We start from the raw sequence: 16212 nt of genomic DNA, 5'->3' as shown, positions 1-16212 counted from the left end.
AGCAAAACAAGGTATTTTTCACCCATTTTCTAGTTTTAGGTAAATCATTCGGCCCAGCCTACGACAATCTATCAAGTCCCCGAACCGTTTGGCCTAACCGCAGTTGTTGCTTTAACTACTACCTAGTAACATTGCTTCGTCTTTCACCAACTCGATCGACTCTATGCCAGAACCAGACCAATCACTCGGACGTAAAATCCTGAGTTTCTTCGTCAAAGAAGAGGAACCCACGCCATCCGCAACCGGCGTCCCCGTTCCTCCAACGAACGCAGCACCGGCCGCCCCCCGGCCCGCAGCTCCTGCTCCTGGCCCACAACCAACGGCACCGACCATGCCACCTAAGGAAACTGTTGCGCCGGGTACAATTGACGCAAAATTCGCGGATCACTTTGCCGACGTACTGGCCAAGAACAACCAGCCCGGACCGGATTATTTCGAATTTCGCGAAACGTTACGTAGTCTGGGCAATCTGGGGCTGTCCGAAGACAAACAGTATCAGGCTGCCTGGGCCAGTTTCAAAGCGTTGGCCGGAACGAGCGACATAGCGATTCTGACCAGCACGGCCAATCACTACCTGAATGCACTGAACAAAGACCGCGAGGCTTTCAAAAAGAGCGTCGATGCCGCGCTGACCGAGCGCGTTGGTGGCCTGCAAAACGAGCAGAAACGGCTTCAAACCGAAAACGAAGCACTGGCAAAACAGTTAATCGAAATACAGAAGCAGATTGATTCAAACACCAATCGGCTGAAAACGATTGACGGGGAGATCAATGAACAAAGCGAAAAGATCACCCGTAACGGTCTGAATTATGATCTCACCTACGATCATTTCACTAACCAGATCAAAAGCGATATTGATCGCATGACGCAATACCTCAAGTAAACGAAACAACTCCATTCCCTTTCTGTCAACCAAAGCAAATGGCAACTCCCGACTTTTCTCAATTAGGTGGTAGTACGGACGTTGAAAAGCGTTCATTCTGGAGCCGTCCCGAAGGCATGCTGGGCATGATTGTGCTGGCCGGCATCGCTGGATTTGGGCTGGTGTATTTCAACCGGATTATCGAATTCCTGATCCGCGTTACGTCCAACGTACTCGAGCTATCACTGCTGCTGGGTGCGCTGGGCGTCCTGATCTTTCTGATCACCAGCCGCGACGTACGGACGGCCGTATTTTTCCTGTTCAAGTCGCTGATGCGCAGTATTACGGGTACGGTCATCCAGTTGAACCCAATCGCGATCATGAAAATCTACATCGACGATCTTAAAAAGAAACGTCAGCAGATGCAGGGGCAGATCGATACGCTCGCCGGTCAGCTGGTGAAGCTAAACAAGAAGATCAACGAAAATAACGAGTCGATCAAACAGAAGTTCGCCGAGGCCAACAAGGCGAACTCTATGACCGATCGGCCCGGCATGCGTGAGCAGGCGCAGCTGGCCACCATCGAAGGTGCTGGTCTGCAGGAGATGAACGAAAAACTTTTTCCCCTGCAACGGAACATCAAAACAGTGCTGGCCTTCATGGAAAAAGTAAACCAGAGCGCCGACTACATTATTAAGGAAACCGAGATCAAGGTACGACTGAAGGAGACGGAATACCAGATCGTCAAGGAAAGCTCGAACGCGCTCAAAACTGCCGTCAGCATCTTCAAGGGTGATCCTGATAAGAAGTTTTACTTCGACCAGTCGATGGAGTACATTCAGGACGACATGAGCCAGAAACTGGGCGAAATGAAGCGGGCCATGGACTTGTCGATGGACTTTATCAACGGCGTCGACATTCAGAACGGTGTCCTGTCCGACAAAGGCGTAGCGCTGCTGGAGGCCTACAACAAAGGTGAATTCAAGATGGTCCAGTTGGATGCCCAAAAAGCAAATCCTATTACCGCCCCCCAGCCCGGCCTCCCCAACCCACCTAAGGACGCGGGCTACCGGAATCTTTTAGATTAAAGAGCTAAGGACTGAACGAGTGAAAGAGCGTTTCTACCATCTAAAAATCGTTGTCACACAAATCGCTTGTTCAGTCTCTCTCTTTTTGATTTTCTAGTCCTTTCGCTCTTTCATTATTTCACACTTTCACTCATTCACTTATGCAACGTTTAACCGTGGCCGGACGGCTACTCATTACGGCACTCATTGTAGCCGCCATCTATTTCGGATTCCGCTACTTTGGTGGCAATGATGCCCTGCGCAAAATTGCGCCTAACAAGGAAAACACGACGGAGTACACGGAATCGCAGACGATGCCCCGCACCGACGAAGATAAGGCGGCAGAAACGGTAGACGAATCCATTGCGTCCGATAGCAAGTCGTCAGACGAAGCCAGCAGCACCAGCAGCGCCCGACGGCCATTTGATTTTACGCCACCGGCTCCGCAAAATGGGAAACTAAAAGGCGTGGTCGAACTGGGTGCCAGTGGTTTCAACTCGTTTATCATCCGCGTGGACGATCAGAAACGCTGGAAGCTCGAAAAAGCTGAGTTTGGCAACAGTCTGGTACTGGAAAATATGGCATCAGACGATGACGTGCGCGCTGGCTTGAAAAGCTACATCGGCAAGATGCTCGATTTTGGCGTGGGTGGCCGCGATATTCATTTTGTGGTCAGCTCGGGCGCCGTTAAGGCCGAAGGCACCCAGAAGATCATCAAGGCGCTGAAAACGCTGAACTACGTCGTTAATACCGTAACGCCCGAGCAGGAAGGGTCACTAGCGCTACTGTCGGTATTGCCTACCGAATACACCGACAGTTCATTCGTCGTCGACATTGGTTCGGGCAACACGAAAATCTCTTGGAAAGAGGGCGGGTCGACAAAGGCCTTGGAAACCTACGGGGCCAAGTATTACCAGAACAGTACACCCGACGAGAAAGTGGCCTCAGAGGTATCGGCCAAAGCGAAGCAAGTGCCCAGTGATCATCGTAAGACCTGCTTCATCATTGGCGGGGTTCCCTTTGAACTGGCGAAAGCCGTTCGGAAAGGCAAAGAGCGGTACACGGTTCTGGACGCCCCATCGGCCTACAAGCTCGACGACGCGAAAGCAAAAGCGGGCATAAACATCTACAAAGCCATTGCTAATGCTACCGGCACCGATCAGTTCGTCTTCGATTGGGACGCGAACTTCACAATCGGGTATTTGTTGACGCTGAAATAAGTTAAAAAGAGGAGGAAAGGGAGGAAGGAGAGAAGGAGAAAGACGGCCTAGTGAAAGCGTACTCCTTTCCTCCTCTCCTCCCTTTCTCCTTGTCCCTATTCCCATCCTCCATCCTCCCCTTCCTCCTCTAGATATGACCCTCCGCGAGGTATTTCAATCTTTGTCGGGCCATCCATTTTTGCTCTTTGTGCTCCTGATGGCCGTGCCAACAGGAGCTTTTTTCGTCAATAGCCTATCGGGGACTACGGCGGAGTCGATCTGGAAGTGGCGGTATACCTACGCGGTACTGATCTATCTGGCCTGTATACCGGGTATCTTCGCCGTTACGCTGAATATCTATCTGTTTTTATTCGAGCGGCAAAGCGTGTGGGATACGAATCTGATGATGCAGGTATTACCCATTCTAACCATGGTAGCTACGCTGTACCTGATTCGCCAGGAGATTCCCTTCGATTACGTCCCCGGCTTCGACCAGTTGAGTAGTTTTCTGATGTTGATTGCCGCGCTAATCGGTCTTCTCTGGATCGCTGACCGAACCCGGTTGATCGCCGTTACGTACATACCTTTTACCTACGTTGTTATCGGCTTCGTAGCCCTGCTACTGATAATCCGTCTGGCCTGGAAGCGTCTATTTTGACTTTCTGCCAGGTTGCGAAGCGCCCGTAAAGCGCTTATATTACGGCGTCTATGCGCTCCCATACCCTACTTCTTGGCCTGCTCAGCTCCCTCCTACTGTTGGCCGGTTGCCAGTCCGACACGCTGACATCTACCGATGAAGGCTCGGACTATTTCCCGCTCGAGCCCGGTCGTTACGTTGTTTATGACGTAACAGAAGAACGCTTTTCGTCGAGCGCGTCGCCAATTCTACAACGCTATCAGCTTAAAGAATTGATTGGCCCCGCTTATGCTGACGTGACGGGACAACCGGCGTATCGACTTCTGCGTTATCGTCGTTCTGCCAGTACTCAGCCCTGGACAGCGGATTCAATCTGGTCAGCCCGGCGGGTGGAAAATGAAGCCATTCGTACTGAAAACGGGCTGGATGTTGTCGCACTGGCGTTTCCCGTCAGCGACCGGCTGCGCTGGAATAGTAATCGGCATAACAGGCTGGCCGAAGATCCCTATGAACTACGCAATAGCGGACAGCCTTACCGCGTTTCGTCTCAACAGTTCGATGCAACCGTTACGGTGCTGGCACAGGACGATTCGACGCTGCTCAACCGCGACAAGCGGCTGGCGGTGTACGCCCGTCAGGTTGGCCTGATCTACCGGGAGCGTACGCAGTTGATGTATTGCTCCTCGTCGGCGACCTGCATCGGTAAAGCCCAGATTGCGTATGGCACCCGTCAGATTTACCGCATCCAGCAATACGGCCGGGAATAGCCTGTTTTGGTTGCTTTTCGGTATCCTGCTTTGGTCAGGACAGTTCAGTTTTGGTCAGAACACTCAGAAATACCTGGTCCTGCTTCGGGATAAAGCGAACTCCCCTTACTCCGTTGACCGACCGGAGCAGTTTCTATCGCAGCGGTCAATCCTACGGCGGCAGAAGCAAAACATTTCCGTGAGGGAGCGGGACCTACCCGTCAACCCGGCTTACGTTGCTCAGCTTCGGCAAACGGGCGCTACGATCTGGTACAGTTCCCGCTGGCTGAATGCGGTTCTGTTAGAAGCGACCAGTACCGTCATTTCCCAGATCCAGGCACTCCCCTTTGTGCAGGGACTAGAACTTGGCCAGGCGTTGGCCAGTGCTCGCATAAAAAACTTACCTATCGAATCTATCACTTCTGCGGTCCTTTCGCAACCACTCGATACGTCACTGGCGTACGGTATGTCGCAAATCCAGCTTACGCAGCTTGGGGCTGATGTCATGCACCAACGGGGGTATCACGGAGAAGGCATGCTAATCGGTGTGCTGGATGCCGGTTTTCGCAATGCCAACACGGTGGGCTATTTGAAGCCGCTTTTTGATGAGAACCGTGTACTGGCAACGTATGATTTCGTTAGTAAGGAGGCAAGTGTTTATGAGGACGACGCCCACGGCGTAGAAGTCCTGTCCACCATGGCAGCCACCGCCGACGGCAGTTTGTACGGGACGGCCTACAAAGCCAGCTACATCCTGTTACGTACCGAAGACGCAGCGACCGAAAAGCCCATTGAAGAAGCCAACTGGCTCCTGGGTGCCGAATACGCTGACAGTGCCGGGGTCGATATCATCAATTCATCCCTGGGTTATTTTTCCTTCGATAGCCCCTACCCTGGTCATGCGTATGCCGACTTGACCGGCACAAAAACCCTTATCAGTCGGGCGGCTCAGTGGGCGGCCGAAGCGGGTATTTTAGTGGTAAATTCAGCCGGAAATGAAGGTAACAACGCCTGGCGCTACATCATTGCTCCCGCCGACGCGCCGGACGTACTTGCCATTGGTGGAGTTACGTCTGCTGGCACCCAGGCGTCCTTCAGCTCGATTGGCCCCTCGGCCGATGGTCGTGTCAAGCCCGACCTGGCCGCGCTGGGATCAGGCGTCGTTGTTGGCCTGCCTAATGGGCGGATCAGCTACGGGAGCGGCACTTCTTTCGCGTCGCCCCTCGTGGCCGGACTGGCAGCAGGCTTCTGGCAGGCTCACCCCCGGCTGACGGCGGCCCAGGTGCGCGAAGCATTACGTCGCTCGGGCAGTCAGTATAGTAATCCAGACAATCGGCTGGGATATGGTATCCCAAATTTTGAACGGGCAGGTGTTTTTAGCGAGGCTCTAACGCCCTTGGTTCTATATCCAAACCCATTCAGCAACACCACTCCATTATCGGTACAATGGGATCAATTGGGAAATACTACCCTCGACGCGACGCTGACCGATCTGACGGGACGTGTACTCTGGCGGAATCAGTATTCGGTGAACGGAATTGCTACGTTTATGCTACCTAACCTTAACCTATCCGCGGGTGTTTATCTGATGCAGCTGACAACCGGCGATCAACGCCGAACAGTGAAAGTTGTAAAACAGTAATTAAGCCCCCTCTTAACACCGCTCCAAACATGGAAACCATCCGGGTAATTCAGGGCGATATCACCAAACAGCCCGTCGACGCTATTGTCAATGCAGCAAATACCAGTCTGCTCGGCGGTGGTGGGGTCGACGGAGCCATTCACCGGGCGGCTGGCCCCGAACTGGTTATGGAATGTCGATTACTGCACGGCTGCAAGACCGGCGATGCCAAGATCACAAAAGGGTACCGACTTCCGGCCAAGCACGTCATTCACACGGTAGGACCGGTCTGGCGGGGCGGCCTTCATAACGAACCTACTTTGTTAGCTAGTTGCTACCGGCGTTCGCTGGAGCTGGCTACCGACAATAACTTAACCAGTATCGCCTTTCCAAACATCAGTACTGGTATTTATGGCTACCCGAAGGATAAAGCCGTTGCGGTCGCCTTGGCAGCCGTTCGGCAATTTCTGGACGAAAAGGCCACTTCCGTTCAGGAGGTTCTGTTCGTCTGTTTCGATAACGACAACTACCGACTATACGCCGACCAGTTAAACTAAAAACCGGGACTATCGCTGCAGATAGTCCCGGCTCATAACGTTGATACTTATTTTTACGGAGTAGCGATTTTAGTCTTCGTTACCAATAACGCTTCCATTATCCCCCTTGTCTTTCTTACGTTTCACGAAAGTTTCGTTGGGTGTTTCGCGGGGCTGATTTGGCCGCTGGATTTTGTAATTACGGTCTGCCACGTCAGTCATTGGCGTGTGGTCAACTGTAATTCCACCCGCCGGTTCCTGATTGGGGACCTGTTTTTTATAATCGGCTAGCCTGTTGTCAGTAGCTGTCGGTTGCTGAACCGCTACCTCCGTTTTCTTCTCCCAACGCCGGGCCGTAGCGGCTTTATTCGCGTGCTTGTAATTACTGGTTGAGTACGTTGGGTCGTTTCGCATTTTTCTATCGTCCTGCGCACAGGCTCCTCCTGCCACTGCCAGCAGGCTAAGCCCAGTAAGGATCATTGTTGCAGTTTTCATGACTATTTCTGTGGTTTTGTTGTAGGGCAAATATCCGTTTACCTTTATTAAAAAACCATTAAAATAGCATTTAAGTTTGATCTATGAGGACATTTTCCTTATCATTCTGGTTATCGATTCTTCTCCCGTATAATCTTCAACTTTGTCTAGAGAAATCCATTGAATATCCTGCGTTTCTTCATTCTGGACAAACGCCTTTTTTGGGTCAGCTTCTACCAAAAACCGGATATCGTAATGCAGGTGCGCAGGAACATCTTTCCGAGCCGGAATTGTATGCACATCAACGTCAAAAACGGGGGCTAGCTCTCCAGCCGGGTGCACCAAACGCAGGTCAGTCAGGCCAGTTTCTTCTTCCGCTTCTTTGAGGGCCACCCGCGCCACGTCCGAATCTCCGTCGGCATGCCCACCGGGCTGAAACCATCGGTCCAATTTACGATGATGAATTAAAACGACCTGCTGTCGGTCGGGACTTACTACCCAGGCCGATCCCGTTACGTGCCCGGTCAGCAGACTTCGCTCGAAACAGTCGGGGTGCTGCTCAACAAAAGCGATAGTTGCCTCGGTCATTGCCTGTTCGCTCGGGTCAGCGGGCTGGTGCTGGTGGAGTAAGTGTAGTAATGCCTGACGGTGCATAAAACGAGACTGTGTTGATGAAAATAAGCAGCTATTTTAGTAAGGTTGCTCCTCAAAAGACCGACGATTCCGGCATATGCTCAGCCTTCGAGAAGGCAGTCATATAGCCCGCTTTGATGCGGGGCAACTCTGACTGTTTGCCCTGAAGGCGAAGTGCCTTGTGAAGACCTACCAACGACCAGCCGTTACCCGGATGATGAAGCAGATCCTCCCGGTAAACTGCTTCGGCCTCGCTCACCTTATTCATGGCCAGCAAATACGCCCCTAAAAACTGCCGGGTCGGTAAGGGCCAGTCATTTGGCTCGGTATAGATTAACTGGTCTTCCAGTTGGATGGCTTTATCAAGGCAGGCTACCGCCTTGTCAGACTGTTTATCGGCAACGAGCAGAGACGCTTCCAGAATTTGGTCGGCAATCTGGGCCACTGGCAGTGGGGCGTTGAAGGGAATACGTCGTTTTTTAAGAATGGGGCTGTTCAGGTATTTTCTGAGCTGTTGCTGCTGCAGTCGGGCTTCGGCAATTTTTCCCGTCCTGACAAAAGCCATTCCCCTGGAAAAATAATCCAGCAGGGCGGCATACTCCCAGTCTTCGGAGGGTTTAGCCGAAGCTAAGATCTCATTCCATTTACCCAGTCTGACCAGCGTCAGCGAAGGTAGCATGTACAGGTACTGGTCATAGGCGTTCTCAGCGACCGGGGAAACCGACTGGCGGCAACGGAGCGCGTCGCGCAGTCCGGTCTTATACATGCCCCCGCTCAGGGCACAGTACGTCTGCACGGCAAAATAGTGGGGCGAATGCTTCACTAGACCCAGGTGTGCCGCCAGCGAATCATAGCGCAGAAGATTATTATCGGCCAGGTCATTGACAAGTACGCCCTGCTCGAAAAGACCATTGCGCTGGTATTCATGGCTCGCCATGTGCACCATGTGGGCTACGCCCGGCAGCAGCGTTTTGAGTTTATCGGCATTGGCCAGTGCTACGTCAGGATGCCGGGATGCTTCGGTAAGGTGGATATGATAATGCAGGGCGGCCGGATGATTGGGATAGTGTTTCAGTACGTCCTCACACAGGGCTACCACCTCCGGCGTCCAGGCTTTGGGGCTACCGTCCGGCGTCCAGAAATCCCAGGCGTGAATCAGCATAATCGCATCCACGTAGAGCATTTTACTATCCGGATCGTCAAAATCGGACAGCAGTTGCCGGGTAGCCGTTGCATAAGCCTGGTTGAGCTGTTTACGGTCAGCATCCGTTGGGTCGGCCGAGTAGCGGGTATTCATCACCTGAATCAGCCGTTTTTCTTTGGCACTGGCGTTTGGCATTAACTCGTTCATACGAGCCAGCACAGCCGCCATATCGCCGGGCACCTTGTACGTATGGGCCGCGTTATAATACGGACCTCCCGCCAGCGCCTGCCCCCAGAAGGCCATCGGGCAGGCAGGGTCCAGCCGGGCAGCTTCTTTAAACGAAGCCATCGCTTCCTTCATGTGGTAGCTGTAGTACATGGACAGGCCCTGGTTGAAATAAAACTGAGCGCTGTCCTGCGTGGTCGTTATCGGGTAGGAATAATTTCCCCAGCCAGGAAGCGCAGCGATGAACTTACCGCTTTCCATCTGATTAACGGATCCCCCCACTCCAGTCCCGCAAACGGGTATTATCTCCTCTGTTTCCAGAACTGGACTACGCGCCGAATTAAGCAGCAGGCATGTCGCTGCTGCCAGTAACGTTACCGGGAATCCTTTTTGACGCTTCATATCAACCCAAGTTTGTCATTTAAATACAATCTGTCACAAACGCATCCAGCGATCAAGATACACAGCAGCCACAGAAAAGCGGCAGTTTTTTTTCTCAGGGTAACACACGGTAAAGCTAAATCACGGTACGTAATCGGGATCGGGGTTTGACGTGATACGGAACGTAACTCACCGAAAAGATAGCCTGAACGAGCGACAAATCGCGCAGAAACCGCTTTCCTAAAGCCGGACGCTACGTAATAAAAAGTTATCATTTCAGACGCTAAGAGTCTGCCCGAAAAAGAGCAACTTCGTACCGATTTTATAACTTAATTAATCATGCGTAAACTCGTACTTAGTGGCGTTACGCTGTGCCTGGCAGCCCAGCTTTCGACCGCCCAGATCAAACTTCCGTCACCCAGCCCCAATGCTACTGTTATGCAAACGGTAGGCACCACGGATTTAACCGTCAAGTACTCGCGTCCTGGTCTGAAAGGCCGTACGCCCTTCTCGGGTGACTTTGTTCCCGCCGGAAAAATATGGCGGACGGGTGCGAACCAGGCTACGGCATTCACTACGTCAACGGACCTGATGGTTAATGGTAAGACACTGCCCGCCGGAACGTATGCGGTCATGTCAATTCCGACCCAGGATAAATTTACGCTGATCTTCAACAAGGACATGAGCGTAACGGAGCAGACTTACAAACAGGATCAGGACGCCCTGCGCGTCGACATTACGCCGGCTCCGGGAACGGAGAAAACCGAATCCTTTACCATTGATTTCAGCGACGTAACCGACAGCACGGCCAATATGAACTTCAAATGGGATGAGGCCAAAGCCACCGCGAACCTAGCCGTGGACGTCAACAAAAACGCGGCCGCAAACGTCGACAAAGCTGTTTCTGATAAGCCTGAGGATGCGGCCGTTTTACAGGCGGCTGCCAGCTACAACCTGTCGAAAGGACGCAATCTGGACCAGGCACTAACCTGGATTGACAAATCGATTGCTCAGAAAGAAACGTACCGGAACCTGTTCGTTAAGTCGCAGATTTTAGGTAAGCAGGGAAAATACGCCGAAGCACTACCCGTTGCGCAGAAAGCGCTGACAATGGGCCAGTCGTCTAACGATGCGGTTTTCCCGTTCTTCAAAGATGGTATTGAAAAGAGCATCGCAGAGTACAACAGCAAGATGCCGGCTCCCGCTACGAAGAAAGGCAAAAAGAAAGCGTAGTTAAGACGTAAGCGCAAAGACTCAAGAAAAAAGGCTGACCGAAGGCGTTTGTCTACGGTCAGCCTTTTTTGTATTGTCTGTATATCCTCGGTCTTTTTTCTTTCATCTAATTTCTCACGTCTTCCTGCTTCCCCGTCACCCCCTGCAACACCCAGGCGAACAAAACGACGAGCAGACAGCCGATAACGTTCAGCCACAGGAAGGCCGTCAGGTCAAAGTACCAGCTCAGCACGACAAATACCTCAGCCAGTAGCGTCGCCCAGAACGTAGCGCGCCCACCGATGGATTTGACGTAAAACGCGACGACGAACACCCCCAGAATGACCCCATAAAACAGCGATCCCAGGATGTTGACGGCTTCGATCATGCTGCCGAGCCGGTTGGCAAACTGTGCGACCACAATACAGAAAATACCCCAGCCGACCGTAGCCCAGCGCGACGCCATCAGGTAATGAGCGTCGGAATCCGATGGTCGGATCAGTCGTTTGTACACGTCCACAACGCTCGTCGAGGCCAATGAGCTGTAGGCCGAGGCAATCGAGCCCATCGAAGCACTAAAGATCACCGCGATCAACAGGCCAATCATACCGTGCGGCAGGTAGTCCAGCACAAAGCGCAGAAACACGTAATTGCCATCGTTGGTATCAGCGGCCGGGTTGTTCTTTTTAACCAGATCAACAATGCTTGTTTTCACCGTTTTCAAAGCCTCATCCGTTTCCTTGAGCGTATTTGCCGCCGTTTCCTGGGCGACTTCGTCACGGGTCTGAATAGCAGCCTGCATATCAACTACGGCCCGCTGGCGTTGCGCGGCCAGGTTCTGGTGCTTGATTTCGGCAAGCTGGTATTCTTTGGCGTAGGGGCTCGTTTTCAGCAGTTCTGTTTCCTGCGTATTAAAAAACGCCGGTGCCGGATTAAACTGATAAAATACGAACACCAGTACCCCGACCAGCACGATCAGAAACTGCATGGGTACTTTCAGAAGCCCGTTCATCAGTAAGCCCAGCCGACTTTGCCCGATGGACTGCCCCGTCAGGTAACGCCCCACCTGCGACTGGTCGGTGCCGAAATAGGACAGTTGCAAAAAGAAGCCACCAATCAGACCGGACCAGATATTATAGCGACTACTGGGGTCGAATTTTAAATCGATCAGATTCATTCGGCCCGCTTTTCCCGCCACGTGGAGCGCGTCGACAAAGCCAACATCGCTGGGCAGCAGTTTTACCGTTAGGTAGCCCGCCAGCCCCATCGCGAACGTAACGACCAGCATCTGTTGCAGGTGAGTGTAGGAAATCGCTTTGGTGCCGCCTACCACGCTGTAGACCAGCACCAGCCCCCCCATAATCAGGTTGGTCCAGTAGATGTTCCAGCCCAGAATGGTTGACAGGATAATGGCCGGTGCGTAGATCGATAAGCCCGTCGATAGCCCCCGTTGTAGCAGAAATAGCCCCGCGGTGAGCGTGCGAACCCTGGTATCGAAGCGGTTTTCGAGAAACTCGTAGGCCGTGAATACCCGGAGTTTGTGAAAGATCGGCACGAACGTAACCGAGAGGACAACCATCGCCAGCGGCAGGCCAAAATAGAACTGCACGAACCGCATCCCGTCGGCAAAACCCTGTCCTGGTGCCGACAAAAACGTAATGGCACTGGCCTGCGTCGCCATCACCGACAACCCGACGTGGTACCACGGCAGCGACTGACCGGCCAGCAGGTAATCGTCCATGCTCCGACTCCCCCGGCTTCGAACCATCCCGTACGTAATGATCCCCAGCAGTGTCACTACCAGCACGCCCCAATCCAGTCCACTCATGATAACCAGCGCATTAGAACGTAAAACAGGATCATCTCGACTACCAGCGCACCAACCACAATGGCGTAGAGCTGGGGCCAGGAGCGAACAAATGGCGGTAGATCGTTAGGCTGATCGGGCATGAAATAGGAAGGGTTTGTCTGATTACAACGGCGAAAGTACGGCAAATCGGTGTACCAGCCTGGAACAATCCCCCGGAAGAATTACTTGCTGATGCGCAGGTGGTAACTGGCGAAGGGAACAAAGATGGCTGTTGTTTCTATGTTAGGACCAAAAAACAACGGTAAATACGCTGCCAGGTCAAAAGCATGGCGGCTCCGGTCAAAACGAATACCACCCGACAGGGCAGTAGCAACACCGTTGACATTGCTCTCAAACAGGATCAAGTTCTCGCTGATGAATGTTAGCCTGGGGCTTACCTTCCGCACCAGCCCGAACGAGCCGACAATGTTACGGGAAAGACTACCATTCGATATGCTCCAGCCCAGTCCGTAGGTTGCATTATTCTGCCGGTCGCCAGCGGTGACCAGTCCCTGTACATAACCAATACCGCCGAACCCACCGTCCAGAAACAGGCGGGGGAATCGTATGGCAGCGTATTGAGCATTAATCCCCAGCCGGACCCGTTGCCCTACGGGAAACGATAACTTGGTATTAAAGCTGAACAAATTGGTAGGCAGGAACGTATAAAACGTTGTTCCCACGCTCCAGTTGTCGGTGATGCCATATTCAAACTGACTCGCGTACAGCATGTAATTGCGGAAGTATAATTTACTTCGTTCGGCGGAGTAAGCCGTTGGCAGTATCCGCATCGTTTGCGGGAAACTATTAGGAAACGTTTCGCTCTTAGCCTGAGCACCTACCCGCTCCATACGAACAATCTGATCCGATTTCAGCGTGATTGTCCCCACATTCTTCGTCCGAATAATGGCTTCCGTACTGTCCTGCCGGATCAGCTCACCCCGTAACTGTGTGCCGTCTTTTAATAAAATTGAATAGGTCTGTTTTTCGGTCGGTGTCGACGGGCGCTGCTGGTAATAGTCGTCCTGCGCACGAACCAGTAACGGCAACACAACGCAGATGGCTACGAGAAGGTATTTCATGTGGATGATGGGGAAGCGTTCTATTTGTTGCCAATCAACAGATTATACCTGAAATACGGAAAGATTCGTACGGCTTTGTTTTCGTAGAGGTAAGGTTTGGCATAGATATAACTGAACACGCCCATATCGAATGCATGACGCCGACGATCAAGGCGCACGGCCAGAGAAGACGTCACCCGTTCGTTATCGTAATGATAATAGGATGCCCCCAGGTTAACCCGGTTATCACTGATGAGCGTCAGTCCCGGCGACAGCTGCTGCATAATGCCCACCGTCAGAAACTTCTGAGTCGGCAGCCGAACGGGGACAAATCGAGGATCGTACGGATAATAGGACGACAGCCAGGGCTGCGGGTACGGGTACATGTAACCGATAATACGTTCCTTGCCCGGCAAGGCCACGCCGAATCCCAGCGTTACGTTGTGCTGGCGGCTACCAATCGTCGTCAGGCCATGAAGCGTAAGAACCCCTTTTCTGGTCGGGTATACTTTTATATCATCGGCCTGATAACGGGCATTCAATCCCAGTCTGACGTATTGCCCAATGGGTACGCTGAGTTTGGTAAATAGCTGAGGACTGAAGTCAGAATACGTCCCCGTACCCAGGTAATTATCCTGGTTGATCAGGTACGGAACTGGTGCTACAAAACTCGCGCCCACGCTCCAGAACCGCGTTATCCCGTAATCGAACTCGTTCAGCAACAGCCAGGTATTGCGGTAGTAAAAGCGGCCTTTTTCAGCATTATACGCCGTCAGACCTGATAGCAACCAGGGCGAGAAATGATTCGTAAAAACCTGACCGGAGCTGGCGGTAGACGTTGGCGATAACGTCTCCGTGCGGAGGAGCAGTTCTGGTTCGAAATAGGTCAACTGCCCGTTCCGTTTGCGCACCGTGATCATCGTACTATCCCGTCGAACAAACGTACCTTCTATACGCGAACTGTCGCGAAAGAAAAAAACGGTGTACGACGAGCCAACTGGTCCGGCCATTTTCGGAGGGCGATCGGCGGTGATCCGGCTGACCTGATCCGATTCGATGAACGTCATGGTATTACCCCGCTGCTGCACGGTAATCAGGCTGCTGTCCTGCCGGATGATTTTCCCCCGCACTACCGTACCGTCGCGCATAATCAGGTACGACTGTTTTCGCTGGGTATCCTCAGGGCTGATTTGAACACGCTGCGCCCACAGCAGCGTCGGGCTTATCAACAATAAAAATAGAACTGTTTTCATCGGGAAGGGTGTTAGAAATCTGATGAGCAAGATTGAAAATTCCGTCATACAAGCGATAACGCACCGGCAATTATTTTTCCAGCATGTAGCACAGACCTCAGATTTCCCGCTGGCGTTGGAAATTGCCCGGGCCGAAGGTGTATATCTTTATTCTACGGACCAGACCACGCGCTACATGGACCTTATTTCGGGTATTGGCGTTAGCAACGTTGGTCACCGCCACCCGAACGTATTGGCCGCCATTCAAAACCAGCTGGACAAATACCTGCACCTGATGGTGTACGGCGAATACGTACAGACACCGCAGACGGAACTAGCCCACGCGCTGGCACAAACCCTCCCCGATAACCTGGACACCGTTTATTTCACGAACTCAGGCACGGAAGCAGTAGAAGGCGCGATGAAGGTCGCCAAGCGCTACACGAGACGTAGTGAACTTATCAGTTGTTTCAATTCCTACCACGGCTCAACGCAGGGGGCGCTCTCCCTCTCCGGCGACGAAAACTTCAAACGAAACTACCGCCCTCTGCTCCCCGACGTTCGGCACATCCGCCACGGGGCCATGGACGATTTAGCGCAGATTACCACCCGCACAGCTGCTGTCATTATGGAAGTGGTTGGTGGCGAGTCGGGCGTACGGGTTCCTAGTGCAGCCTATTTACAGGCAGTACGCCAGCGGTGCACGGAGGTAGGTGCGCTATTGATCTTCGACGAGATTCAAACGGGATTCGGACGAACGGGGACGTTCTGGGCCTTTGAGGGATTCAACACCGTACCCGATATTCTGCTGTGCGCGAAAGGCATGGGGGGCGGTATGCCCATCGGCGCATTCATCAGTTCAGCGGAGATTATGAGCGTGTTCCGCAACAATCCCATTCTGGGGCATATCACTACGTTTGGCGGGCATCCGGTTTCCTGCGCGGCCTCGCTGGCTACGTTACGTACCATCCGCGAACAGGGCCTACACGAACAGGCCGAAGCCAAAGGCCAGCTGTTTAAACAACTACTTCAGCATCCTGCGATAAAGGAAGTACGCGGCAAAGGATTGATGCTAGCGGTCGAATTTGACTCATTCGACGTACTGAAACCCGTTATTGACCGGGCCATCGAGAACGGTGTCATCACCGACTGGTTCTTATTTTGCGATAATTCCATGCGTATTGCCCCTCCTCTGATTATTACGGACGAGCAGATTCGGGAAGCATGCGTCATTCTTCTGGAAGCAGTCGATTACGTAACGGCTTAGAGTGTGTTGGGGAATCTAAAAAGCTGGTAGTCAGGTCAACTTTGTAGCGACCAAGCAACAAAAGCA

The 16212-nt window shown here is 52.6% G+C and carries 16 protein-coding genes; 9 read left to right on the top strand and 7 right to left on the bottom strand.

The window, feature by feature from the left end; all coding sequences use genetic code 11:
* The first annotated feature begins 163 nt into the window (after positions 1 to 163).
* From ACYVAD_RS17600 to ACYVAD_RS17570, 7 genes are all read left to right on the top strand, one after another.
* On the top strand, positions 164 to 883 hold the full coding sequence (locus ACYVAD_RS17600; RefSeq protein WP_461140830.1) for a hypothetical protein: 720 nt from the start codon (positions 164 to 166) through the stop codon (positions 881 to 883).
* A 38-nt stretch (positions 884 to 921) separates the two neighbouring features.
* Positions 922 to 1950, top strand: coding sequence for a hypothetical protein (locus tag ACYVAD_RS17595; protein WP_461140829.1), 1029 nt, complete (start codon positions 922 to 924; stop codon positions 1948 to 1950).
* 140 nt (positions 1951 to 2090) lie between these two features.
* The gene (locus ACYVAD_RS17590; protein WP_461140828.1) at positions 2091 to 3149 is read left to right on the top strand and encodes a hypothetical protein; all 1059 of its coding nucleotides are present in this window, start codon (positions 2091 to 2093) and stop codon (positions 3147 to 3149) included.
* A 133-nt stretch (positions 3150 to 3282) separates the two neighbouring features.
* Complete coding sequence (locus ACYVAD_RS17585; RefSeq protein ID WP_461140827.1) at positions 3283 to 3786, top strand: hypothetical protein; 504 nt, start codon at positions 3283 to 3285, stop codon at positions 3784 to 3786.
* A 50-nt stretch (positions 3787 to 3836) separates the two neighbouring features.
* On the top strand, positions 3837 to 4532 hold the full coding sequence (locus tag ACYVAD_RS17580) for a hypothetical protein (protein ID WP_461140826.1): 696 nt from the start codon (positions 3837 to 3839) through the stop codon (positions 4530 to 4532).
* Positions 4486 to 6153 carry a S8 family serine peptidase gene (locus ACYVAD_RS17575; protein ID WP_461140825.1) on the top strand — a complete coding sequence of 556 codons (1668 nt, stop codon included), beginning with the start codon at positions 4486 to 4488 and terminating at the stop codon, positions 6151 to 6153. Before ACYVAD_RS17580 ends, ACYVAD_RS17575 begins: the two co-directional genes overlap by 47 nt.
* Before the next feature lie 29 nt (positions 6154 to 6182).
* Entirely contained in the window at positions 6183 to 6689 is a 507-nt protein-coding gene (locus tag ACYVAD_RS17570) for an O-acetyl-ADP-ribose deacetylase (protein ID WP_461140824.1), read from the top strand.
* A 69-nt stretch (positions 6690 to 6758) separates the two neighbouring features.
* Here the strand turns inward: ACYVAD_RS17570 and ACYVAD_RS17565 are convergent, their stop codons facing one another.
* The 3 genes from ACYVAD_RS17565 to ACYVAD_RS17555 all read right to left on the bottom strand — a co-directional run bounded on the left by ACYVAD_RS17565 (position 6759) and on the right by ACYVAD_RS17555 (position 9546).
* Positions 6759 to 7163 (bottom strand): hypothetical protein, encoded by a 405-nt coding sequence (locus ACYVAD_RS17565; RefSeq protein ID WP_461140823.1) that lies wholly within the window; start codon positions 7161 to 7163, stop codon positions 6759 to 6761.
* Between the two features lie 81 nt (positions 7164 to 7244).
* Positions 7245 to 7796 (bottom strand): NUDIX hydrolase, encoded by a 552-nt coding sequence (locus ACYVAD_RS17560; RefSeq protein ID WP_461140822.1) that lies wholly within the window; start codon positions 7794 to 7796, stop codon positions 7245 to 7247.
* A 52-nt stretch (positions 7797 to 7848) separates the two neighbouring features.
* Complete coding sequence (locus ACYVAD_RS17555) at positions 7849 to 9546, bottom strand: hypothetical protein (protein ID WP_461140821.1); 1698 nt, start codon at positions 9544 to 9546, stop codon at positions 7849 to 7851.
* Between the two features lie 318 nt (positions 9547 to 9864).
* Here ACYVAD_RS17555 and ACYVAD_RS17550 point away from each other — a divergent pair, with 318 nt between their 5' ends.
* Positions 9865 to 10758 carry a DUF2911 domain-containing protein gene (locus ACYVAD_RS17550; protein WP_461140820.1) on the top strand — a complete coding sequence of 298 codons (894 nt, stop codon included), beginning with the start codon at positions 9865 to 9867 and terminating at the stop codon, positions 10756 to 10758.
* Between the two features lie 106 nt (positions 10759 to 10864).
* On the opposite strand, the gene ACYVAD_RS17545 is transcribed toward ACYVAD_RS17550, so the two are convergent.
* The 4 genes from ACYVAD_RS17545 to ACYVAD_RS17530 all read right to left on the bottom strand — a co-directional run bounded on the left by ACYVAD_RS17545 (position 10865) and on the right by ACYVAD_RS17530 (position 14900).
* Positions 10865 to 12565, bottom strand: coding sequence for a sodium:solute symporter family protein (locus ACYVAD_RS17545; RefSeq protein ID WP_461140819.1), 1701 nt, complete (start codon positions 12563 to 12565; stop codon positions 10865 to 10867).
* A complete protein-coding gene (locus tag ACYVAD_RS17540) occupies positions 12562 to 12687 on the bottom strand; it encodes a hypothetical protein (protein WP_461140818.1) in 126 nt (41 codons plus the stop codon). The genes ACYVAD_RS17545 and ACYVAD_RS17540 overlap by 4 nt, the downstream gene beginning before the upstream one ends.
* 81 nt (positions 12688 to 12768) lie before the next feature.
* A complete protein-coding gene (locus ACYVAD_RS17535; RefSeq protein WP_461140817.1) occupies positions 12769 to 13668 on the bottom strand; it encodes a hypothetical protein in 900 nt (299 codons plus the stop codon).
* A gap of 20 nt (positions 13669 to 13688) precedes the next feature.
* Entirely contained in the window at positions 13689 to 14900 is a 1212-nt protein-coding gene (locus ACYVAD_RS17530; RefSeq protein ID WP_461140816.1) for a hypothetical protein, read from the bottom strand.
* A gap of 22 nt (positions 14901 to 14922) precedes the next feature.
* Here ACYVAD_RS17530 and ACYVAD_RS17525 point away from each other — a divergent pair, with 22 nt between their 5' ends.
* A complete protein-coding gene (locus ACYVAD_RS17525) occupies positions 14923 to 16146 on the top strand; it encodes an aspartate aminotransferase family protein (RefSeq protein WP_461140815.1) in 1224 nt (407 codons plus the stop codon).
* Positions 16147 to 16212 lie beyond the last annotated feature (66 nt).

The sequence above is a fragment of the Spirosoma pomorum genome, from assembly GCF_054776615.1.
The sequence above is the reverse complement of the archived record's forward strand: the minus strand, read 5'-3'. Positions and strand labels throughout refer to the sequence as shown.